This window comes from Fluviicoccus keumensis (genome assembly GCF_004217445.1).
In the GTDB taxonomy this organism is placed as follows: domain Bacteria; phylum Pseudomonadota; class Gammaproteobacteria; order Pseudomonadales; family Moraxellaceae; genus Fluviicoccus; species Fluviicoccus keumensis.
The window spans coordinates 1-20,766 of record NZ_SHKX01000015.1 but is presented as its reverse complement, the minus strand read 5'-3'; the positions used below and the strand labels follow the sequence as shown (position 1 = coordinate 20,766).

General features: G+C 57.2%; 19 protein-coding genes and 1 riboswitch. Of the genes, 6 read left to right on the top strand and 13 right to left on the bottom strand.

Going from position 1 to position 20,766, the window contains the following annotated elements; all coding sequences use genetic code 11:
* Positions 1–185: 185 nt before the first annotated feature.
* The 5 genes from EV700_RS14280 to EV700_RS14260 form a co-directional block, all read right to left on the bottom strand.
* A complete protein-coding gene (locus EV700_RS14280) occupies positions 186–434 on the bottom strand; it encodes a hypothetical protein (RefSeq protein ID WP_130415004.1) in 249 nt (82 codons plus the stop codon).
* Positions 435–708: 274 nt separating this feature from the next.
* Positions 709–2,340 (bottom strand): chaperonin GroEL, encoded by a 1,632-nt coding sequence (gene groL / locus EV700_RS14275; RefSeq protein WP_130415002.1) that lies wholly within the window; start codon positions 2,338–2,340, stop codon positions 709–711.
* A gap of 41 nt (positions 2,341–2,381) precedes the next feature.
* Positions 2,382–2,672 (bottom strand): co-chaperone GroES, encoded by a 291-nt coding sequence (locus EV700_RS14270; protein ID WP_130415000.1) that lies wholly within the window; start codon positions 2,670–2,672, stop codon positions 2,382–2,384.
* 175 nt (positions 2,673–2,847) lie between these two features.
* Positions 2,848–3,393: an FxsA family protein gene (locus tag EV700_RS14265; protein ID WP_130414998.1), complete on the bottom strand. Its 546-nt coding sequence runs from the start codon at positions 3,391–3,393 to the stop codon at positions 2,848–2,850.
* Positions 3,390–4,115, bottom strand: a complete 726-nt coding sequence (locus EV700_RS14260; RefSeq protein WP_130414996.1) for a HugZ family pyridoxamine 5'-phosphate oxidase — start codon at positions 4,113–4,115, stop codon at positions 3,390–3,392. Before EV700_RS14260 ends, EV700_RS14265 begins: the two co-directional genes overlap by 4 nt.
* A 129-nt stretch (positions 4,116–4,244) precedes the next feature.
* On the opposite strand from EV700_RS14260, the gene EV700_RS14255 reads away from it, so the two are divergent.
* The 4 genes from EV700_RS14255 to EV700_RS14240 all read left to right on the top strand — a co-directional run bounded on the left by EV700_RS14255 (position 4,245) and on the right by EV700_RS14240 (position 9,572).
* Positions 4,245–5,510 carry an AmpG family muropeptide MFS transporter gene (locus tag EV700_RS14255; protein ID WP_130414994.1) on the top strand — a complete coding sequence of 422 codons (1,266 nt, stop codon included), beginning with the start codon at positions 4,245–4,247 and terminating at the stop codon, positions 5,508–5,510.
* A 71-nt stretch (positions 5,511–5,581) separates the two neighbouring features.
* A complete protein-coding gene (locus tag EV700_RS14250; RefSeq protein WP_130414992.1) occupies positions 5,582–6,826 on the top strand; it encodes an OmpP1/FadL family transporter in 1,245 nt (414 codons plus the stop codon).
* 79 nt (positions 6,827–6,905) lie between these two features.
* Positions 6,906–7,113, top strand: a riboswitch (cobalamin riboswitch).
* 55 nt (positions 7,114–7,168) lie between these two features.
* Positions 7,169–8,968: a TonB-dependent receptor plug domain-containing protein gene (locus EV700_RS14245; RefSeq protein ID WP_130414990.1), complete on the top strand. Its 1,800-nt coding sequence runs from the start codon at positions 7,169–7,171 to the stop codon at positions 8,966–8,968.
* A 58-nt stretch (positions 8,969–9,026) separates the two neighbouring features.
* Entirely contained in the window at positions 9,027–9,572 is a 546-nt protein-coding gene (locus tag EV700_RS14240) for a cob(I)yrinic acid a,c-diamide adenosyltransferase (RefSeq protein WP_130414988.1), read from the top strand.
* Here the strand turns inward: EV700_RS14240 and EV700_RS14235 are convergent, their stop codons facing one another.
* The 6 genes from EV700_RS14235 to EV700_RS14210 form a co-directional block, all read right to left on the bottom strand.
* The gene (locus EV700_RS14235) at positions 9,573–9,923 is read right to left on the bottom strand and encodes an META domain-containing protein (protein ID WP_165391493.1); all 351 of its coding nucleotides are present in this window, start codon (positions 9,921–9,923) and stop codon (positions 9,573–9,575) included.
* Between the two features lie 176 nt (positions 9,924–10,099).
* Positions 10,100–11,425 (bottom strand): dihydrolipoyllysine-residue acetyltransferase, encoded by a 1,326-nt coding sequence (gene aceF / locus EV700_RS14230; protein ID WP_130414984.1) that lies wholly within the window; start codon positions 11,423–11,425, stop codon positions 10,100–10,102.
* A gap of 14 nt (positions 11,426–11,439) precedes the next feature.
* On the bottom strand, positions 11,440–14,103 hold the full coding sequence (aceE, locus tag EV700_RS14225) for a pyruvate dehydrogenase (acetyl-transferring), homodimeric type (protein ID WP_130414982.1): 2,664 nt from the start codon (positions 14,101–14,103) through the stop codon (positions 11,440–11,442).
* A gap of 77 nt (positions 14,104–14,180) precedes the next feature.
* Positions 14,181–15,002: a regulatory signaling modulator protein AmpE gene (gene ampE / locus EV700_RS14220; protein WP_130414980.1), complete on the bottom strand. Its 822-nt coding sequence runs from the start codon at positions 15,000–15,002 to the stop codon at positions 14,181–14,183.
* A 45-nt stretch (positions 15,003–15,047) separates the two neighbouring features.
* On the bottom strand, positions 15,048–15,590 hold the full coding sequence (gene ampD / locus EV700_RS14215) for a 1,6-anhydro-N-acetylmuramyl-L-alanine amidase AmpD (RefSeq protein WP_130414978.1): 543 nt from the start codon (positions 15,588–15,590) through the stop codon (positions 15,048–15,050).
* A 1-nt stretch (position 15,591) separates the two neighbouring features.
* The gene (locus EV700_RS14210; RefSeq protein WP_165391492.1) at positions 15,592–17,997 is read right to left on the bottom strand and encodes a DUF1631 domain-containing protein; all 2,406 of its coding nucleotides are present in this window, start codon (positions 17,995–17,997) and stop codon (positions 15,592–15,594) included.
* 144 nt (positions 17,998–18,141) lie between these two features.
* On the opposite strand from EV700_RS14210, the gene nadC reads away from it, so the two are divergent.
* Complete coding sequence (gene nadC, locus EV700_RS14205) at positions 18,142–18,984, top strand: carboxylating nicotinate-nucleotide diphosphorylase (RefSeq protein ID WP_130415301.1); 843 nt, start codon at positions 18,142–18,144, stop codon at positions 18,982–18,984.
* 9 nt (positions 18,985–18,993) lie between these two features.
* On the opposite strand, the gene EV700_RS14200 is transcribed toward nadC, so the two are convergent.
* Entirely contained in the window at positions 18,994–19,212 is a 219-nt protein-coding gene (locus EV700_RS14200) for a DUF1653 domain-containing protein (RefSeq protein ID WP_130414974.1), read from the bottom strand.
* Positions 19,209–19,538: a DUF6968 family protein gene (locus tag EV700_RS14195; RefSeq protein ID WP_130414972.1), complete on the bottom strand. Its 330-nt coding sequence runs from the start codon at positions 19,536–19,538 to the stop codon at positions 19,209–19,211. Before EV700_RS14195 ends, EV700_RS14200 begins: the two co-directional genes overlap by 4 nt.
* Before the next feature lie 176 nt (positions 19,539–19,714).
* Between EV700_RS14195 and EV700_RS14190 the strand changes: the two genes are divergently transcribed.
* On the top strand, positions 19,715–20,623 hold the full coding sequence (locus EV700_RS14190; RefSeq protein WP_130414970.1) for an acyltransferase: 909 nt from the start codon (positions 19,715–19,717) through the stop codon (positions 20,621–20,623).
* Positions 20,624–20,766: the final 143 nt, after the last annotated feature.

The following is a 20,766-nucleotide window of genomic DNA, read 5'->3' as shown; positions in this document are numbered from 1 at the left end:
AGGCACAAAGGTTTGGAATTGCTGGTCTTGTCGGCGGCGGAAACGCGAAAGGAGGTCTGCCCGGAAGGGCAACAGTTACAGACATGCGGAATTCAGGTCAGTCTGGCCGCTTTCATCGAAAGAACAACAGGTTGGAATCGTGTTCGGATGACTATAGCCAGACTGGGGGATTTTGCCAACAGTTTTCAGGGGGCCTCGACCTGGGCGGTCTGGTTGGCCGAACCACCGGCGTTGCTTTGCTTACCGGCCTTGTTGCGTTGCAGTATCTGGTCGCGCATCCACTCGCCGACACACAGGCGCAGTTCATCCATTTCACCAATGGTCATGGAGTCGCGTGCATCTTCATCGGCGAATTTGTTAGCCAGCTGACCGCAGGAATCGGCAGAGGCTTGTGCGGTGTGAAGAGACGCCGCCAACAGTGCTGTAGTAAACATGCGCATGACTTCCCCGTCGTTTGTTATTTGTTGTTGGTCTTTGGTATCGACGGGCATATTGTAAGTCAAGTCCGACTGACTTGCCTACAAAAGGTACTGTTTGGCCGACGAAATGCATTGTCAGCCTGAAAACAACACCAAACCCGCCTTCTGTTTGGGGTCAAACAACTTTTAGGATAAGGGACGGCGAAACGACAGGCAAGCCCCGGACGCCGTCATGAAAAAGGGGCGCTTGTGGCGCCCCTTCGGGAACAACGATCGGATAGGACCGCTATTACATCATGCCGCCCATGCCGCCGTCAGGCATAGCCGGGGCTGCCGGCTTGTCTTCGGGGATGTCGGTGATCATGCACTCGGTGGTCAGCATCAGCGCGGCCACGGAAGCGGCATTTTCCAGCGCGGTGCGGGACACCTTGGCCGGATCGAGGATGCCCATGGCAATCATGTCACCAAATTCGCCGGAAGCGGCGTTGTAACCAAAGTTGCCCGAACCTTCCTTGACCTTGTTCAGGATCACGGAGGCTTCGTCACCGGCGTTGGTCACGATCTGGCGCAGCGGGGCTTCCATGGCACGACGCAGGATGTTGATACCGGCGGTCTGGTCATCGTTATCGCCCTTCAGGGTTTCCAGAACCTTGACGGCGCGCACCAGGGCGACACCGCCGCCAGCCACGACACCTTCTTCCACGGCGGCGCGGGTGGCGTGCAGGGCGTCATCCACGCGATCCTTCTTTTCCTTCATTTCGATTTCGGTGGCGGCGCCAACCTTGATCACGGCAACACCGCCGGCCAGCTTGGCCACGCGCTCTTGCAGCTTTTCCTTGTCATAGTCGGAAGTGGCTTCTTCGATCTGCACGCGGATGGTCTTCACGCGGGCTTCGATGTCGTCCTTCTTGCCTTCACCGTCGATGATGGTGGTGTTTTCCTTGGAAACGATGACGCGCTTGGCGCGGCCGCAGTCGTGCAGACCGGCCTGTTCCAGGTTCAGGCCGATTTCCTCGGAAATCACCTGGCCGCCGGTCAGGATGGCGATGTCCTGCAGCATGGCCTTGCGACGGTCGCCAAAGCCCGGAGCCTTGACGGCGCAAACCTTGACGATACCGCGCATGCTGTTCACCACCAGGGTGGCCAGCGCTTCGCCTTCAACATCTTCGGCGATCAGCAGCAGCGGCTTGCCGGACTTGGCAACGCCTTCCAGCACCGGGATCATTTCGCGGATGTTGGAGATCTTCTTGTCCACCAGCAGGATGTACGGATTGTCCAGCTCGGCGGTCATGGAGTCTTGCTTGTTGATGAAGTACGGGCTGATGTAGCCGCGGTCGAACTGCATGCCTTCGACCACGTCCAGCGTATCTTCAAAGCCGGAACCTTCTTCCACGGTGATCACGCCTTCCTTGCCGACCTTGTCCATAGCCTGGGCGATCAGGTCGCCGATGGTGGTGTCGGAGTTGGCGGAAATGGAACCGACCTGGGCAATGGCCTTGTTGTCGGTGCAGGGCGTGGAAATGGCCTTGATTTCGGCGACAGCGGCGCGCACAGCCTTGTCGATGCCGCGCTTCAGGTCCATCGGGTTCATGCCGGCGGCAACCGCCTTCAGGCCTTCGTTCAGGATGGACTGGGCCAGCACGGTGGCGGTGGTGGTGCCGTCACCGGCGACGTCGGCGGTCTTGGAAGCCACTTCCTTGACCAGCTGGGCGCCCATGTTCTCGAATTTGTCCTTCAGCTCGATTTCCTTGGCGACGGAAACGCCGTCCTTGGTGATGTGCGGAGCGCCGTAGGACTTGTCGATGACGACATTGCGACCCTTGGGACCGAGGGTAACCTTGACGGCATCGGCCAGGATGTTGACGCCGTTGATCATTTTCTGGCGAGCGGAGTCACCGAACTTTACGTCTTTAGCAGCCATGATTCTTCAACCTCTACAAAACAGGAAAACGGGGGAAACAATCAGCCTTCGAGCACGGCGAAGATTTCGGACTCTTTCATGATCAGCAGCTCTTCGCCGTCGACCTTGACGGTGCTGCCGGCATACTGGCCGAACAGAACCTTGTCACCCACCTTCAGGTCGAGGGGGCGCACTTCACCGGCCTCGGTAATCAGACCGTTGCCAACAGCAATCACTTCACCTTGCGAGGGCTTTTCAGCGGCGGAACCGGGCAGCACGATGCCACCGGCGGTCTTGGTTTCTTGTTCAACGCGTTTGATAACCACACGGTCATGCAAGGGACGGATTTTCATCGTTCGCTCTCCACTTTGCGATATTTACACAGGATTGTCTGGGGTCGCCGGGGTCATGCCCCGGGCGATTCACCCACCCCATGAATGGTTATGGGCGGGACTGAGGGGGAAATGGGGATGTCTTCAGGGGCTTCAAGGGGCATTTGAAAAAAAATGCCCCGGAACTGGCGGGCCGTTATTGATCCTTGTGATCGATGCGCTTGATCTCGGTTTCGGGCTTGACCTCACGGGCCTCGCCGTCAAAAACCTGGGAGTTGTCACGGCCGAACGGCGAACCCTGTCCGAAAGGACCGCCCTGCCCGAACGGCGAGGGACCGCCGAAAGGGGACTGCGCACCGCCGAAGCCGCCCATCATCATGAAGCCCTGCCCACGGCCCTTGATGGCGGCGGACAGCTGGTCACGCATTAGCGCCTGCACGGGCGGCAGCAGCAGCAGCACCCCGATGCCGTCAGTAATGACGCCGGGTACAATGAACAGGAAACCGGCCAGCGCGGTGCACATGGCGGCCAGCAAGTCGGCGGACATTTCCGGCGACTGGCCGGACTGCATCTTGGCCATTTGCGGCATCAGCACCTGCGTAGAACTGCGCATCAGCTGGCGGCCGACAAAGAAGGCCATGACAAACCACAACAACAGCATCCAGCCGCCGATCTTCTTGCCCAGCCAGATGCTGAGGATGATTTCGGCGACCGGGATCGCCAGCAAAAGCAGGCCTTTCATTCGGGATTTTCTCCGGTGCGGGCGGATTTCAACAGGGCAACCAGCGTCTGGCGCACCTCCAGCGGGGTGCTGACCGGTCGGGGGAAGCGAATATACACGATCCGGTCGCCCTGCCGCAGGTGGAAGCCTTCGGCGTCAATGCCGGTCATGACCGGCGCGACGCCTTCCGGCATGACCACGCCGGCCTGGCGACAGTATAAAGGCAAGGCATCGGCATGATCGTCATTCATGTGTTGCACCATGTCGCTTTCGGTCGTGCGGTCGAACGGGTTGGCGGCCAGCAAGTCCTGTCCCTCCACCCATGCCACCTTGGCAAAACCGGCGATGAAGTGCGCCCGCACCGGCAGCAAGCGCCAGAAGCTAAAATCGTAGATGCGGTGAAAATCCTGCGTGTGCGGGAAATAGCGGTAGTAGCGACCGGCCGCATCGTTGATATCGGCTTCGGACAAAGGTTCCAGGTTTCCCGCGATGCTGATGCGCGGACTGGCCTGGATGTCACTGCCCTCCCCCTGTACAAACAGGGAGACCCGGCCATCCTGCTGCACATGCTGCGTATGTCGCGCCAGGCGGGAAATCAGCAGCAACGGCCGCCCCGCCGAATCGAGGCAGTAAGGTACCGCCGACGTCAGAGGGAAACCGGCGACCGGTTCCTGGCCCAGCGTGGCCAGCACGGCACGGGTGGACGACTGCATCAGCAAACGGGCATCGCGCACGGCGCTCATGACGGTATATTCCCTGTAAAAAAATCCCGGCCAGCCTAACACAAAACCGCTTTTTGCTTTACCCTGCAAGGCTCCAGAGCCGGGCTGAACGCACCGGACGTCGTGATAAAAATACGGAACCCGGAACCCATGAGCGAGAATTCTCCCGCCCTGCGCGAAGCCATTTTCAACAAGCGGATGCTGATCTGCATTTTCACCGGCTTCAGTTCCGGCCTGCCGTTGTTCGTCTTCATCAACCTGCTGCCCGCGTGGATGAACGACGCCCATGTCGACATCAAGGCGATTGGCCTGATGGCGCTGCTGCAGGTGCCCTACATCGCCAAGTTCCTGTGGGCGCCATTGCTGGATCACTTCCGGGTGGGTCACTTCGGACGGCGGCGCGGCTGGATGATCCTGCTGCATGTGCTGCTGATCGCGGCGCTGGCGTTGATGGGCTCCTTGAATCCGGCGACCGAGATCGGCCTGATCAGCCTGGTCGGCATTACCGTCAGCTTTCTCAGCGCTTCCCTGGACATCGCCATTGACGCCTATCGTCGCGAGCTGCTGCCGGATAACGAACTGGGGCTGGGCAACACCATCCACGTCAACGCCTACAAGCTGGCGGGTCTGATTCCCGGCTCGCTGGCGCTCTACCTGTCGGATACCGGGCTGGCCTGGCCGACCGTGTTTATTGTGGTAGCGCTGTTCATGCTGCCCGGACTGGTGATGTCACTGGTCATTGCCGAACCGCAACTGAAGCAGCTGCCGCCGCGCACGCTGGACGCCGCCATCATCCTGCCGTTCAAGGAGTTCTTCACCCGCCACGGCGTTCTGGCGGCGCTGGAAGTGTTGCTGTTCATCTTCCTGTTCAAGCTGGGCGACAGCCTGGCCACCTCGCTGGCCACCAAATTCTATCTGGACATGGGTTTCTCGAAGACGGAAATCGCCATCATCGCCAAGAACGCTGGCCTGTGGAGCGGCATTGTCGGCGGCATCCTTGGCGGCATCTGGATGATCAAGCTGGGCATCAACCGAGCGCTGTGGCTGTTCGGCGCGGCGCAGCTGGCGGTGATCCCGCTGTTCGCCTGGCTGTCGATGGTGGGACATAATCCTGTGGTGCTGGCGATTGTGGTCGGATCGGAAGCGTTCGGCGTCGGGCTGGGCACGGCCGCCTTTGTCGCCTTCATCGCCAAGAGCACCAACCCGCTGTATACCGCCACCCAGTTGGCCCTGCTGACGGCGCTGGCGGCCGTCCCCCGCACCGTCATCAATGCTTACGCCGGATTCATGGTTGAAGGACTGGGCTGGACCAATTTCTTCTGGATCTGCACCTGGCTGGGGATTCCGGGCATGCTCATGCTGGTCCGGGTGGCCCCCTGGAAGGAAGCCGACACCCCCGAGACACAAAAAGCCTGAATTGAAGATTTGTTTTTTCGGGAATCTTGTGCTGTATTTGCTTGAACAACCAGAATAAAAAGGACGAACCCATGAACCGTACACGTTCGCTGTTGGCCTTGGCGGTGTTGGCTGCCCCAAGCCTGGCTGCTGCTGCCGGATTTTCCCTGAATGAGCAAAGCATCAAGAGCCTGGGCACTGCCCTGGCTGGTCGCGGCTCAAGCGCGGCTGACGCTACCACCCTTTACAGCAACCCGGCCGGGATGTCGCAGCTGGAAGGCACCCAGGTCAGCGGCAACATGACCCTGATTGACGCCCCGGCGGATATTGAAAATCCCTCCGGCATTCCGGCGACAGGCACCAACTATGGCGACATGGTTCCGGCCTCCATTGTCGGCAGCAGCTTTATCACTACCCGGATCAACGACAAGCTGAGCACCGGCATCGGCTTTTACGCACCGTTCGGCCTGGCAACCAATTACGAAGACAGCTTTCAGGGCCGCTATTTTGGCGACAAGAGCAAGGTAAAGGTTGTCGCCCTGCAACCAACCGCCAGCCTGCAACTCGCTCCCAATCTTTCGCTCGGATTGGGCGTCGCCATCAGCAAGATTGAAGGCACCCTGTCCAGTTATGTCAGCCCGCTGGCCCCTGGCAGCACCCTGATGATTGAAGGCGACGACATGTCGACCAGCGTTAATCTGGGTGCGTTATACAGCTTCGACGAGAACACCCGTGTTGGCCTGACCTATCATGGCCGGACCAATTACACACTGACCGGCACCACCCTGGTGTCCAACCTGCCGACAGTCACCGGCAGCGCCTCCGCCAGTTATGATGCCGCACTGGATATCTCCACCCCCAGCTCCTGGGACTTGTCACTGACCCACCGCCTGAACACGATCGTGACCTTTCAGGCCCTGGCCTCCAAAACCCAGTGGAGTGTTCTGGATCAGCTCCTGATCCGCAACAGCGGTGCTCCGGCGCTGCTATCGACGGTTGGCGAGGAATTGCACTGGCATGATTCGTGGCTGTACAGCATCGGCGCAGATTGGCAGTACAGTGACGCCATCATCCTGCGCGCCGGCATTGGCCATGATGAAACCCCGATCAACAGCGCTTACCGCAGTGTCCGCGTACCCAGCAATGACCGTGACTATGTCACCATCGGCATCAGCTACAAGATTTCTGACAAGCTGTCGATGGATGCCGCCTACGAGTACATCAAGGAAGATCCCTCGAAAGTTAACGTCAGCAAACCCGCCTTCGGCACCTCATACTCCGCCACCTACAAGGGAACAGCCAACCTGCTTGGCGCCCAGCTGAATCTCCGCTTCTGACCCCGCAAGGTTCGCCGGCACTAACCGGCGGACCTTGACATTTATCCTTGCACCCAAGTTCCAAACCTCCTACCATGCCGCCTGCCTGCAGGTGTCCGTACGTTCGTACGGTTTGTCAACGCTACACGCTGACAAACGGGAAACTGGTGAAAAGCCAGCGCTGCCCCCGCAACGGTATGCATGTATGTCGGTTTCAGTGACCACTGTCTTCGGATGGGAAGGTGAAACCGATGGCCCCCCAAGGGCAACATGCAAGCCCGGAGACCGGCCTGAAGGCATGAGCGTCAACCATCCCGGTTGACTGTCACCCTGTTTGCGGGGATCCAAACAGCTGGAGCTATCATGTTCAAGCCTTCCATTCTGGCGGCCGCCGTGGCTGCCTGTTCGTCGTTGCCTGTTTTTGCTGAAACTGTTTTGCCGGTGCAGATCATTACTGCCAGCCGGATGTCTACGCCTATTGATCAGGCGCTTGCCAGTGTCGATGTCATTGATCGCAATACGCTGGATGCATATCGGGGCCGCGATCTCTCAGAGATCCTACGTTATGTTGCCGGCATGGATGCTGTGCGGTCGGGCGGCCCTGGAGGGCAAACCTCGCTGTTCACTCGTGGTACAGAAAGCAACCACACGCTCATCCTGATTGACGGCATCCGCATCAACTCGGCCACCAGCAGCCAAGCCAGCATCCAGAACCTGACCCTGGATGACATTGAAAGAATTGAAGTCGTCAAGGGGCCACTGTCAAGCCTCTACGGTTCCGAAGCATTAGGCGGCGTCATCAACCTTATTACCCGAGAAGGTCGTGAAAACCGATCCAGCGCATCCGTCACGGCTGGCGGGCAAGGGCAAATCGCCGCAGGGTACAACCAGTCCGTCAATCGGGGAGCACTCCATTCGTTTGTGCAGTTCAGTTCCCTGAACCAGGATGGCTACGCCAGCATTGCCGCCAACCCCAATAAACGCGGGCAGAAAAATCAAGGTGCGGACATCAATGCCTCCTACCACGGTGAAGATTTTTCGCTGCAACTACAGCTTCGTGATAATCACGGCGAAACCGAGTACATTTCGCAGGCTTGGACCCCCGGGCCGGTAGACCTGTTACAGTCACAGACCTTTATCAACCGCATAGCTGCCCTGAAGCTGAGTGCTGACTTGGGTAACAATCAGACCTCCAGCATCCGTATCAGCCAGCTGACTGACAAACTGGATCAGAACCAGTCCACCGACTACGCCCACACACTCCAGGATACGGTGGAGTTGCAACACACTGCGGTACTGGCACCGACTGATACACTGATCGCCGGAGTCACGCTGACACGTACCGACGCTGCCTATAACGGCATATATGACCTCACTACCCGGAACAAGGCCGTCTTTCTGCAAAATACATGGAATGATAATCTCTGGAATCTCCGTGTTTCAGGGCGCCACGAAAAGTTTGATGAATACGGCTCCCAAAATACAGGCAGTCTGGCGATCGGACGAATGCTGGCCGCAGGGCACTCAATCTATGCCAGCGCCGGGACCGGCTTTAAGACTCCAGACTTCAACGAACGATTTGACACCAGCTATGGTAGCAATAATCCTAAGCTGAAGCCGGAGAAGTCAAAATCCGTTGAAATCGGTAGCCGCCATCGTATTGGAAATATTGAAGTATCCACCGCTTTCTTCAGAACTGCTTTGGATAACCTGATCAGCTACAACAAGGCTTTTGTTCTCGAAAACATTGATCAGGCCAAGAGCGAAGGTCTGGAGCTGAACGCCCGTTGGACCTCTGCTGACGGCTGGTTTGCAGGTGCAAAGGCCGGTTATATTCACTCACGTAACAGTCAGACTGGTATGGATCTTGATCGGCGACCGCGCCGCAGCCTGAGCCTTAACGGAGGCTTCCGCCAGGAAAACTGGGGGGTTTCAAGCGCTGTGCTAGCCAAGAGTCATGCCGGAGACTTCGGAGGGCAGCGTCTTCCGGGCTATGCGGTAGTGAACGGCAGCGTCTATTTGCTGCCTTCACCCGGACTGAAGCTGATGATGAGCCTGGAAAATATTGGTGATATTGATTATGGTTCAGCGTACTACGATACCGGCCGCCTGTATCTGGCCGCACCTTTCACTGCAACTCTGAGCGCCACACTCAGCTTTTAATCAAGCCCTTGCCTGGCCGTTGCAAAACGGCCTTTTTTTATCCATGAGAGAAACGCACATGGGACACCGCCTTTCCAAAATCTATACCCGCACCGGCGACGACGGCACTACCGGCCTTGGCGACGGCAGCCGCACCCCCAAGGACTCCTTGCGCGTGGAAGCCTATGGCACGGTGGATGAGCTCAACAGCCAGATCGGCCTGCTGCGCGCCGAACTGACCACTGACCATCCCAGTCAGGCGCTGCTTTCCCGCATCCAGCACGAGTTGTTCGACCTTGGCGGCGAACTGTGTATCCCGGGCTACAGCCTGATCAAGGAAGAAGGAATTGAACGACTGGAAAACGGCATTGACGCCCTGAACGAACACCTGCCGCCATTGAAGGACTTTATCCTGCCGGGCGGCAGTAAACCGGCCAGCCTGGCGCACGTCGCCCGCACCGTCTGCCGCCGCGCCGAGCGCCGCGTGCACAGCCTGGCGCAAGCAGAAAGCCTCTCGCCCCTGGGCCTGCGCTACCTGAACCGGCTCTCCGACTATCTGTTCGTGCTGGCGCGGGCACTGGCCCGGGAAAACGGCGGTCAGGAAGTGTTGTGGCAGCGGCAATGATCAGGGCTTGGGGTAAACCGCCGAGAACTCGGCGAGCAATTGCCCGCCCTGTCCCAAAAACTGCAAATCCTGCTGCGGCGTAATGCGCCACGATCGCACCTGCTGCAGCACCTGGATGACCTGCTTTTCCACCCCGCCCTGTCCGGGACACTTCAGCATTGATCCACGCACCGTCAGAAAACGGATGTGATCGGGGATATCGCGCTGATAATCCCCGTTGAAAAGATTGCAGCCGCTGAAACCGTCCAGGCGTCCATTCGCCAGCTTGAGATAAGGCTCCTGACCCGGGCTTGGCCTTACCAGGTTCTCCCCCAACACTTGCCGGAACTCCCAGCGGGTATTTTCCAGCATGGCCGGTACAGGGCCGGGTTTGGCCGCCGTCAACAATATCGGCGGGGATGGCTGAATCACAAACTGGCGCCCGCCCTCGGTTACCACGGTCGCGGGGGACGGTGACCGCGGCGCGGAGCCGCAGCCGGCGACCAGCATGGACAACAACAAAACCCCAAGCTTCAGATGCACGATGTTCACAGGAGCAAGATCCGGATATCTGAAAGCACAGCCGCCAACCGGGTCGTGAACCGGGCCGCCTCCGCACCATCGATCACCCGGTGGTCGTACGAGAGCGACAAGGGCAACATCAGCCGCGGCTCAAACCCGCTTCCTTGCCATACCGGCTTCAACGCCGAACGTGACACCCCCAGAATCGCCACTTCCGGCCAATTGACGATGGGCGTGAACGCCGTGCCGCCAATGCCTCCCAACGACGAGATACTGAAAGTCCCGCCCTGCATCTCAGCCGGCGACAGTTTCTTGTCACGAGCCTTGGCCGACAGCTCACCCAACTCCAGCGCAATCTCGCGTACCGACTTGCTATCGGCATTGCGGATTACGGGCACCACCAAACCATTAGGCGTGTCCACCGCCACGCCGACATGCACATATTTCTTGAGAATCAGTGTCTGGCCATCCACCGCCAGTGAGGCATTGAAGCGCGGAAACTCCTGCAGCAACCTGGCGCAGGCGCGCACTAGAAAGGCCAGTACCGTCAGATTGACGCCCTGCTTCTTCAAGGCATCCTTCTGATCCTTGCGGAACGCTTCCAACTCCGTGATATCCGCTTCATCAAACTGGGTAACATGAGGAATATTGACCCAGGCGCGATGCAAGTTCGCAGCCGACAAGGCCTGAATACGGGTCAACGGCTGCTTTTCAATCTCGCCCCAACGCGAAAAATCGATCTCGGGAAGCACGGGCAAGCCGGATCCGGCGCTGGCGGGCGCTGGGGTCGCCACCGCTTTCGCTGCCGACAAGGACTGCTTCACCCAGGAGAACACGTCCTCTTTCAGAATCCGCCCCTTGGGTCCACTGGCCTCCACGCGGCCCAGATCGACCCCCAGCTCACGCGCCAACCGGCGAACGGCGGGGCCGCAATGCACCAGCGACGCAGGGGCAACCGACAAGGACTGTGAGGGAGCGGCCGCTGTCGTGACCGGAGCCGGGTTCACGATCGCCGCAGGCAACTCCACCGGTTTCTCCGGCGCCGGGGTAAATACCGGGCCAGAAGGCTCAGGCTCGGAAGCGGCCGGCGTCTGGCTTGCCATGGCAACAGCCTCCACTCCGGCCACCTCCACCGAAAACAACGGCGTTCCCTCCGTGACGGGATCGCCCAGCCGGATCAAAACCTCCTTGACCACACCGTCAACCGGACAGGGAACCTCCATGGTCGCCTTGGCGGACTCCAGAACCAGCAACGACATTTCCTTGCTGACCGACTGCCCGGGCTTGACCAGAATCTCGATGACCTCGGCCTTATCGGCTCCGGGATCCGGCGCTTTGACTACTTGCAACATGAGCGTTTCTCCAGTCAGACCAAGGGGGCGAAGGGCTTCTCGGGATTCACCCCGAAACGCTCAATGGCATCCTGGACCAGTGTCCGCCCGACCACGCCGTCATCGGCCAAGGCGTTCAACGCGGCAATGGCGATAAAATAACGGTTAACCTGGAAGTGCGCCCGTAGTTGCTCGCGACTGTCAGAACGGCCGAAACCGTCGGTACCCAAGGTAATGAAGGGCATTCCCGCTGGCAGGAACGGGCGAATCTGCTCCGCGACAATTCTCATGTAGTCGCTGGCCGCCACGATCGCCCCCTTGGCGCCGCGCAACTGCCGCGACACCCAGGGAATCCTGGCCTCCTCCAAGGGATGCAGATGATTCCAGTGCTCACAGGCCAGTGCCTCCTTGCGAAGCTCGTTGAAGCTGGTGACGCTCCAGACCGACGCACGGATGCCATAGACATTGAACAACAACTCGGCCGCCGCCTCGACCTCGCGGAGGATGGCGCCGGAGCCCAGCAGATTCACCTCATGGCTATGTCCCTGCGAAGCCGGCTTCAACAGGTACAACCCGCGACGAATACCTTCTTCCACCCCGGGCGGCATCGCCGGTTGCGGGTAATTTTCATTCATCGTCGTCAGGTAATAGAACACGCGCTCGTTCTGCTGATACATCCGGCGCAGTCCGTCCTGCACGATCACCGCCAGCTCGTAGCCATAGCAGGGGTCGTACGCCACACAATTCGGAATGGTGCTGGCCAACAGGTGCGAATGGCCGTCCTGATGCTGCAGCCCCTCGCCGTTCAGCGTTGTCCGGCCGCTGGTCGCCCCGATCAGGAAGCCCTGCGCCTGGATATCCCCCGCCGCCCACGCCAGATCGCCAATACGCTGAAAGCCGAACATCGAATAGAAAATGTAGAACGGAATCATTGGGTAGTCATGGACGCTGTAGGCGGAACCCGCCGCCATCCAGGCGCTCATCGCCCCGGCCTCATTGATCCCTTCTTCCAGAATCCGTCCCTTCTTGTCTTCCTTGTAGAACATCATCTGTTCGGAATCTTCCGGGGTGTAAAGCTGGCCCACATGAGAATAGATGCCCAATTGACGGAACATGCCCTCCATGCCGAAGGTGCGCGCCTCGTCCGGGACGATCGGCACCACCCGGTCGCCCAGGCCCTGCATTTTCACCAGCACATTGAGGATGCGCACGAATGCCATCGTCGTGGAAATGGCCCGTTCCGAACCCAGCAGGATCGGTGCAAAACTGTCCAGCTCGGGTACCGGCAGGCTGACTGTCCCCGACTTGCGGACCGGCAGATAGCCGCCCAGCCGTTGCCGGGTTTCATGCAGATACCGCAACTCGGGACTGTGGTCAGCGGGCCTGTAAAAGGGAATCTTGACCAGTTCTTCATCCGTGAAGGGCATATCAAAGCGGTCACGGAACCCCTTCAGCGACTCCAGATCCAGCTTCTTGATCTGGTGCGACTTGTTGACCCCTTCGGCCGTACCGGTGCCGTAACCCTTCACCGTCTTGGCCAGGATGACGGTGGGCTGTCCCTTGTGCGCCATAGCACGGGCATAAGCCGCATAGACCTTGTGCGGATCATGACCGCCCCGGTTGAGCTGATAGACCTCTTCATCGCTCATGCCGGCCACCATCTCGCGCAACTCCGGATATTTCCCGAAGAAATGCTCACGGGTGTAAGCGCCGCCATGCGTCTTGAAGGCCTGGTACTCACCATCCACGCACTCTTCCATCCGGTGACGCAACACGCCCTTGCTGTCCTGGGCCAACAGGGGATCCCACTTGCGACCCCAGACCACCTTGATCACATTCCAACCAGCACCGCGAAAGACAGACTCCAGTTCCTGGATGATCTTGCCATTGCCCCGTACCGGCCCGTCCAGACGCTGCAGATTGCAGTTAATCACGAAGATCAGGTTATCGAGCTTTTCACGGCCGGCCAGGGCGATAGCTCCCAGGGACTCCGGCTCATCCATCTCGCCATCGCCCAGAAAGGCCCAGACCTTGCGGCCCTGATCGGGCATCAACTCCCGGTTTATCATGTATTGCATGACATGGGCCTGGTAGATCGCCTGAATTGGACCGAGCCCCATCGAGACCGTCGGGAATTGCCAGTAGTCAGGCATCAGCCAAGGATGCGGATAGCTAGCCAAACCCTTGCCATCCACCTCGCGCCGGAAACCTTGTAATTGCTCCTCGCTTATCCGGCCTTCCAGAAAGGATCGGGCATAGATGCCGGGAGCGGAATGGCCTTGGTAATAAATCAGGTCGCCGCCGTTCTCTCCGTCCGGCGCGCGGAAGAAATGGTTGAAGCCGACGTCATATAAAGTAGCGCTGGAAGCAAAGGTCGCGATATGCCCGCCCAATTCATCCTCATTATCATTGGCGCGCATCACCATCGCCAACGCATTCCAGCGGATCAGCGAGCGGATACGACGCTCCATGTACGGATCACCGGGCAAATTAGGTTGCTGGTCGACAGGGATGGTATTCAGATAAGGCGTGTTCAGCCGGGAAAGGCTGACACCATGCGTCTGGGCGTGGGCGTTGAGCGTTTGCAGGATAAACCGGGCACGCTCCGGCCCTTCCCGCTCCACCAGTGAGGCAAAAGCCTCCAGCCACTCATCGGTTTCAACGGGGTCACTGTCGTTGTAAAAGCGGTTGCTAGCCATGCCCGGTTCCTTCTTATTGCGAGTGCATGTGTTTATACATGCGGTCCTGCTACAACGCAACGCGACCTTTGGCTACCTCAGGGCAATAAAGCATGCAGGAACATCACAACCAGCCATAAGCCCAGCGCCCGTTGGCACAACGAGTCATAATGGGCCAGATGTCGAACCATATCTATAGGCGTTTCAAGCGCTTGGTTAGCCAACCCGTTTTCAGCCAGTTGGCCGGCCTCCGTAATAAAGGCCTGAATGCTGCTTCGGCTTTCCGTAAACGAGAGTTGCAGATACTTCCATACTGAAAGGAAATCACCCGCCAAAGCGAAGGAGATCGCCAGTGCCCGTGAAGGCAACCAGTCCAGCCAGAAACGTACCTTACGGGCAAAATCAGCGGCTTCCGGATGGCGCGACTGTTCATCGCAACAACGAACCAGGTAATAAAAGAGGCTGGCCGCAGGGCCTGCCACAATCAACCAGAAAAGCGGGGAAAACAATTCCTGCAAGGCTGTCAGCAGTAAATCCGCCTTGGCCTGCTCGACACGCTGAGCCATTTGCTCTTGATGATCGGAATCCAGCCACTGCTTGCGGCAGAACTCCATGACGGAAGGCAGCCGACGATCCATGAAAACCGGCAGCGTTATCGCCAGGATCAGGGCAAACTGCCAAAATACGGCCGCGCCGCCGCCTGAGAAGGCCGACAACAAGAGTGAAGCCGCCAAGACAGGTGCGATTGTCACAAGAAGGAATAGCAGCGAACCCGGTTGTCTGGCTTTCAATCCGGCGTCAAGCACCAGGTCCATCAACTGCCGGATCGGGCGCGAAACCGTTTTTTTGACCGCTGGAGATACCAAATCCCGACCGGCCAGCACCAGCAGCATTAAAAACAGCACCAGTAAAACTTTCACGCTCCAACTCCCAAACCTTGTCGTCCTGAATCCCCGGCGGATTGGCTATGCACGCATCAAACTGTCCAGCCTGGCCCAGTCAAAGGCCGGGCCTGGATCGGTCTTGCGGCCCGGCGCCACATCACTGTGACCCGCGATATGTTGACCGATAGCCGGGTATCTTCGCTGCAGGGCTCTCAGGATACCGCAGAGAGAGGCATATTGGGCATCGGTATACGGAATATCATCTGTGCCTTCCAACTCGATGCCTATTGAATAGTCGTTACAATTCTCGCGCCCCAAAAACGAAGAGCGCCCGGCATGCCATGCCCGCTTGCCAAAAGGAACAAACTGGATGATTGCCCCATCCCTTCGCACCAGAAGATGTGCGGAAACCTGCAGTTGATAGACCGTAGCGAAATAGGGATGCTTGTCGGGCGGCAGACGATTGGAGAAAAGATCTTCGATATGGGAACCGCCGAACTCGCCTGGCGGCAAACTGATGCCATGAATGACAACCAACGAAATCTCGTCATCCGGACGGTCGTTGCAGTTCGGCGAGGGACAACGACTGGCCCCGGCAAGCCAGCCGCTATCATCAACATGCATCTCAGGCACCCGGTTTACCTTGCTGTTCGCTCAACTGGCGCAGGTTCCCGATCACTGACTCCAAGGCCCGATCCAGCACCTGGGCCTCCTCGATAATCCGGGCGCGGCCCTGGCTCATATCGACGGCAAGCTTCATCGAGCTCATTTCCGCCACCTTGATGCCCCGACGATTGGCAAAAATCAGCTTGTCCACCGAACGGATGCGGGCTACCAGCTTGTGGCGGTCACGTCGATCCGTCTGCACGAACTCAACCCAACTGCCCACATTCAGCTGATTCACCTTGAGTACGTTCATATCGTCATTGGGCAACGTTTCCGAAACCGCGGGTCCCACGGACTCACTCGGCAGAACCACCGCCGCAACTTGCTGACCCGCAACCTTACCCATCTGGTCTGCAGAAATGACCCCTGACTGGCTGGTTGTTCCGGAGTCCGCCGTATCGGCATCCATCACCGTCACGGTGGGCATCTGGTGTCCACCCATTAACTCACTGTGAACCAATGCCAGCTCACGCAGCAAGGTATCCGTCGCCAAGCCGTCATAATTGACGGCCGCCAAGCCCTTCTTAAGGCTGTTCAGCAGCTTGGGAGAGACACTCTTCAGGCGATTAATCCATTCGGCGCCAGGTTGGGGAATCACGCTCCACACCAGGGCATCCACCACCTTGACGGCCTGCTTCCAGGGCTCAGATTCGGTCCCTTCCTTCAAGCAGTTGATATAAAGGACATGCTTCCAGCCCTCTTGTAGCAGCTTGACCACCACGAGCGGCAACTGCCGTCCGGTCAAACGACGATTCAACAACTGCTGCACCATGGCCCTGGCCATATCGGCGCGGGCACGTCCCTCTTCAGCCTCGCGCGTCCGCTTGTCGATAGCGTCCGAACGCTTTTGCTGCTGCTCGTAGAACTCCGTGAAGTCACTCAGCAATTGGCCAAATATGGAAATATCATCAATGAACTCGTTAAGAATGCAGAAGACAACCTCTTCAATCTTCGAGTACAGCGCATCACCGCCAGGATCCTTCTGATTCCAGCCGATACCCGCTTTGGCCAGCAGATTCAGCAATTGCCGCGCCTTATGGTTTTCGGCATTGAAGAAGGTTTTATCAAGAATGGCGACTTTCAGCAGCGGGATTTGCAGACGCCCCAGCAAGGCTTTCATGGCCGTCGGCAGATCATCATCATCCAGGATGAAGTCGAACAACATGGAGACCAGATTGATAACATCCTCATCCGCCTGTCGGACGGCCTCAACCGTTTTTTCATCTGACTTCAGGTTCTTGCGAATCCCGGTCCGGACTTCATTTACAGAGGGCGAGCTATCATCCTCGGCAAGTTTCGACTTGGGCTGGATTTCCTGCAACTTCGACAGCAGATCAACCAACTGCTCAGTCGCCAGCGCCTGAACCTGGGCCGTGGCCGCAATATGCTCCGGCACGATGGGTACAGCAGCCACGCTACCGCCGACTGCGGCGGCAGGCAGCAAGCCGACACCGCCTCCCCCCACATACTGACCGCCATGATAGGTCGCGCCCATCATATTCGAACCAGGAGCGCCGCCTCCCAGCCCGGGAATCGCGGAGCCTGCGCCGCCTGTTCCGGATTGACTGATATTGTGAACATCCTTGAGGAAGGAAAAGATATCCTCCGTGTCCAGTTTCTTTTCTTCTTTCTTTTCCTTGGGGCCGGAATCGTCGCCTTCATTTTTGGGGGCCGCATAAGACAACTTGAGGTCAGGCAAGACTCCAGCCGTCACCAGCATCTGGTTGGCTTCCTCAAGTATCGGCCACACTTGTCCCAGAAACTCCTGCTGAAAAATCCGGAGAATCACAACCCGCTGGGTTGAATTGAGGGACAGGTGCTTGATGGCTCCCTGAAAGGCATGCGCCAAGGCGCCGGGGTCCAGGGGAAATTTGTTTTCGGTCAGATCAATTTCAGGCAGCAGGTGTTCAAAGCGCTTGCGAAGCAGCGTCAACAGACTTGAATAATCCAGGCGTGTGCGGGCCACCATGCTGTCGACGGTGACTGTAACATCCATATCATCCGTATCGACAAGGCTCAGAGTGCTGAAATCAATCGTCGTGTTTGCAATTCCGTTATCCTTGCCGGGCTTCGCCAGCTTGTTCTGCGGCATGGCCAGAAAAGAACCACCAAATGCCCGTATAAAATCCGTCTCTATCTGATCCTTGTTGCGTCGGATTTCCGTGACGATATCCATATATCGCTGCTGTTCAGGCGGCGGCAGTTTTTCGCACCATTCAAAGATGATCTGTTCCTGTCGGCCAAGCATGCTTTTGATAAGCACAGACATTTTGTCTTGGGCCAAACTCCGGACACTATCAAGCACCGGCGGCAGCTTGGTCGAAGTCGCGGGGGTCTTCGCTGGTCGGTTCAGATCTTCTGACATACGGCTACTCATAACTCTATCGCCCCGGGAGGGACTGCTCATTCAGTTTATTGTTCAGCGCCGGCATCTGACAATGCCAAACATTTTTGTAATACGCCGGAAAGCCCTATAATGGCGCTTTTGCTGACTGATGATACACCAGCCATGATCCCCAATGACCTGCTAACCGCTACTATCGCCCAAAACATCCGCATCGCCCTTGATGAAGATATCGGCTCCGGGGACATCACGGCCCGGCTGATTCCTGAACATCATCACGGTCGGGCCCGCGTCATCAGCCGTGAGCCCATGGTGCTGGCGGGCAGCCCTTGGGTCAATCAGCTTTTCAACACACTCGACCCATCCGTAAGGTTAACGTGGCAGGCTCGGGACGGTGACCTTATCCAGCCGGATATTCCGTTCTTGTTTCTTGAAGGCCCTGCCCGTTCCCTGCTGACAGGAGAGCGCGCGGCACTCAATTTCATCCAGACGTTATCTGGAACAGCGACAAAAGTCCGTGACCTCGTTGGCCTTTTATCGGGAACGCAATGCCAGCTTCTGGACACCCGCAAAACCTTGCCGGGGCTGCGAATTGCACAAAAATATGCCGTGAGTATAGGCGGAGGCTACAATCACAGGCTAGGGTTGTTTGATGCATTTCTTATCAAAGAAAACCACATCATGGCCGCCGGCAGCATCGCGGCCGCCGTCAACGCTGCCCGTCAGATTTCGTCATCCGCCCCCGTTGAAGTCGAGGTCGAAAACTTCGCAGAACTGTCAGAAGCCATTGCCGCAGGTGCTGACATCATCATGCTCGACAACTTCAGCGTGGAAGACATGCGTGAAGCCGTTCGTCTGACCGCTCGCAAGGCAAAACTGGAGGCCTCCGGCAATATCGGCCGCCACAACCTGCGCCTGATCGCTGAAACCGGAGTCGACTACATTTCCATGGGAGGACTTACGAAGAGCGTGACCGCCATCGATCTTTCCATGCGATTTACCGGCTGACCCCCGATCTCAAACCTCGTCCCGCAGAAAGGCAAACCGTGGTACAGGCCGACCATTGACCTGTACCATCTCTTCAAACATAGCGATTGGCCGCACCCACAATCCCCCCTCTCCATACATGGGGCGATAAAGGACCAGTATCTCTTCCGTTTCACTATGGCGGACGGTATCTATGACCTGATAGTCACGACCTTTGTAATGTCGGTAAACACCTGCCCTCAAGGTCATGAAAAGAGATCCACCAGTCCCAGCGGTCCCGACCCATCCTTCCAGTAAAGCTGTCCACCTGCTTCGACAAACTTTTCAAGTGCCGTCCTCACCACGCCAAAAGACAGATTGAGGCACTGGAAGGAGTCGACCCCTGGGACCTTGACGACATTCGGATAAAGTCCATCCAGCGCAATCTCAGCCTCCCATTTGCTCTCTACAGGCTCGGGAAGCCCTATCTGCATCTTGATCAAACGCACTTCACCGCTACGCATCTTGGCCAGCAGTTGTCGCTCGGCAATCACGTATTTAACGGTTTCTTTTTCCTTGCTGTCTTGTTGAGTCACTATCAGCCCGCCTGATGTTGGAATTGCTTAACGTTACTACCGATGCACATGCTTTAGCTTAGCATTGCCCATCACTTTCATGGCTTGTTATACCTGAACAAATTTAAAATACACATGTGCACTTATTTGCTATGATTCAATACTGACTAAACTTAAGCCTCTGCTGGAGAACCTTTATGCTGAAGTTGCTGCCTCCCCCGATCAAGGGCGCAATGAATTACGGCTTGTTAGGCCTCAATACCATTGTGCATAGCGTTCCCCTGCTCACGCTGGCGGGACTCAAGCTGATCCCAATCCAGCAATGGAAAACACTATGTTCCCAAGGCTTGATTACCATTTCGGAGAACTGGATAAGCTTAAATAGCGCTCTCCTTGATTTTACTCAACACACCCGCTATCACGTTACCGGTCTCGATAAACTCGAGTATGAAGGCTGGTATATGGTCATTTCAAACCACCAGTCCTGGGCCGACATTCTTATCCTGCAAAAGGTTTTCAATAGAAAAATCCCTTTCCTGAAGTTTTTCCTTAAAAAGGAGCTGATCTGGGTCCCCGTTATCGGGCTGTGCTGGTGGGCACTGGATTTTCCCTTCATGCAGCGCTATTCCAAAGAGCTTTTAATCAAGCACCCCGAGTTGAAAGGGAAGGATCTGGAAATCACAAAAAAAGCCTGTGAAAAATTCAAGCATCTCCCGGTCTCGATCATGAATTTCCTGGAAGGTACGCGCTACACCCAGGCTAAGCACGACGCACAGCAATCACCATACCAGCATCTCCTAAAACCTAAGTCTGGCGGCATTGCGTACGCAATCGGTGTCATGGCTGAAGAAATCAACACCCTGGTGGATGTAACTATTTACTATCCGGATGGCCACAAGGGGAATATGTCATTCTGGAACTTTATGGCAGGCCGTAGCCAGGATATTCATATCCACATTGAAACTCGTGAGATTCCCTCTGAAATGAAATATGGCGATTACGAAAATGACGACTTATTCAGAAAGCGCTTTCAGGGATGGATTCACACGCTTTGGCAGGAAAAGGATGCCCTTCTTGATCAGCTTAGCCAAAAAAACCGCTCTTGAGCGGTTTTTTCCTGTTTACTACGCCGTAATCTTTCTTTCTTCGGGCCTCATAAAGCAAAACCCCCTTGCTGTTTCCGGCAAGGGGGTTTTGGTGTTAAGTGTCTGGCGATGACCTACTCTCACATGGCGAATGCCACACTACC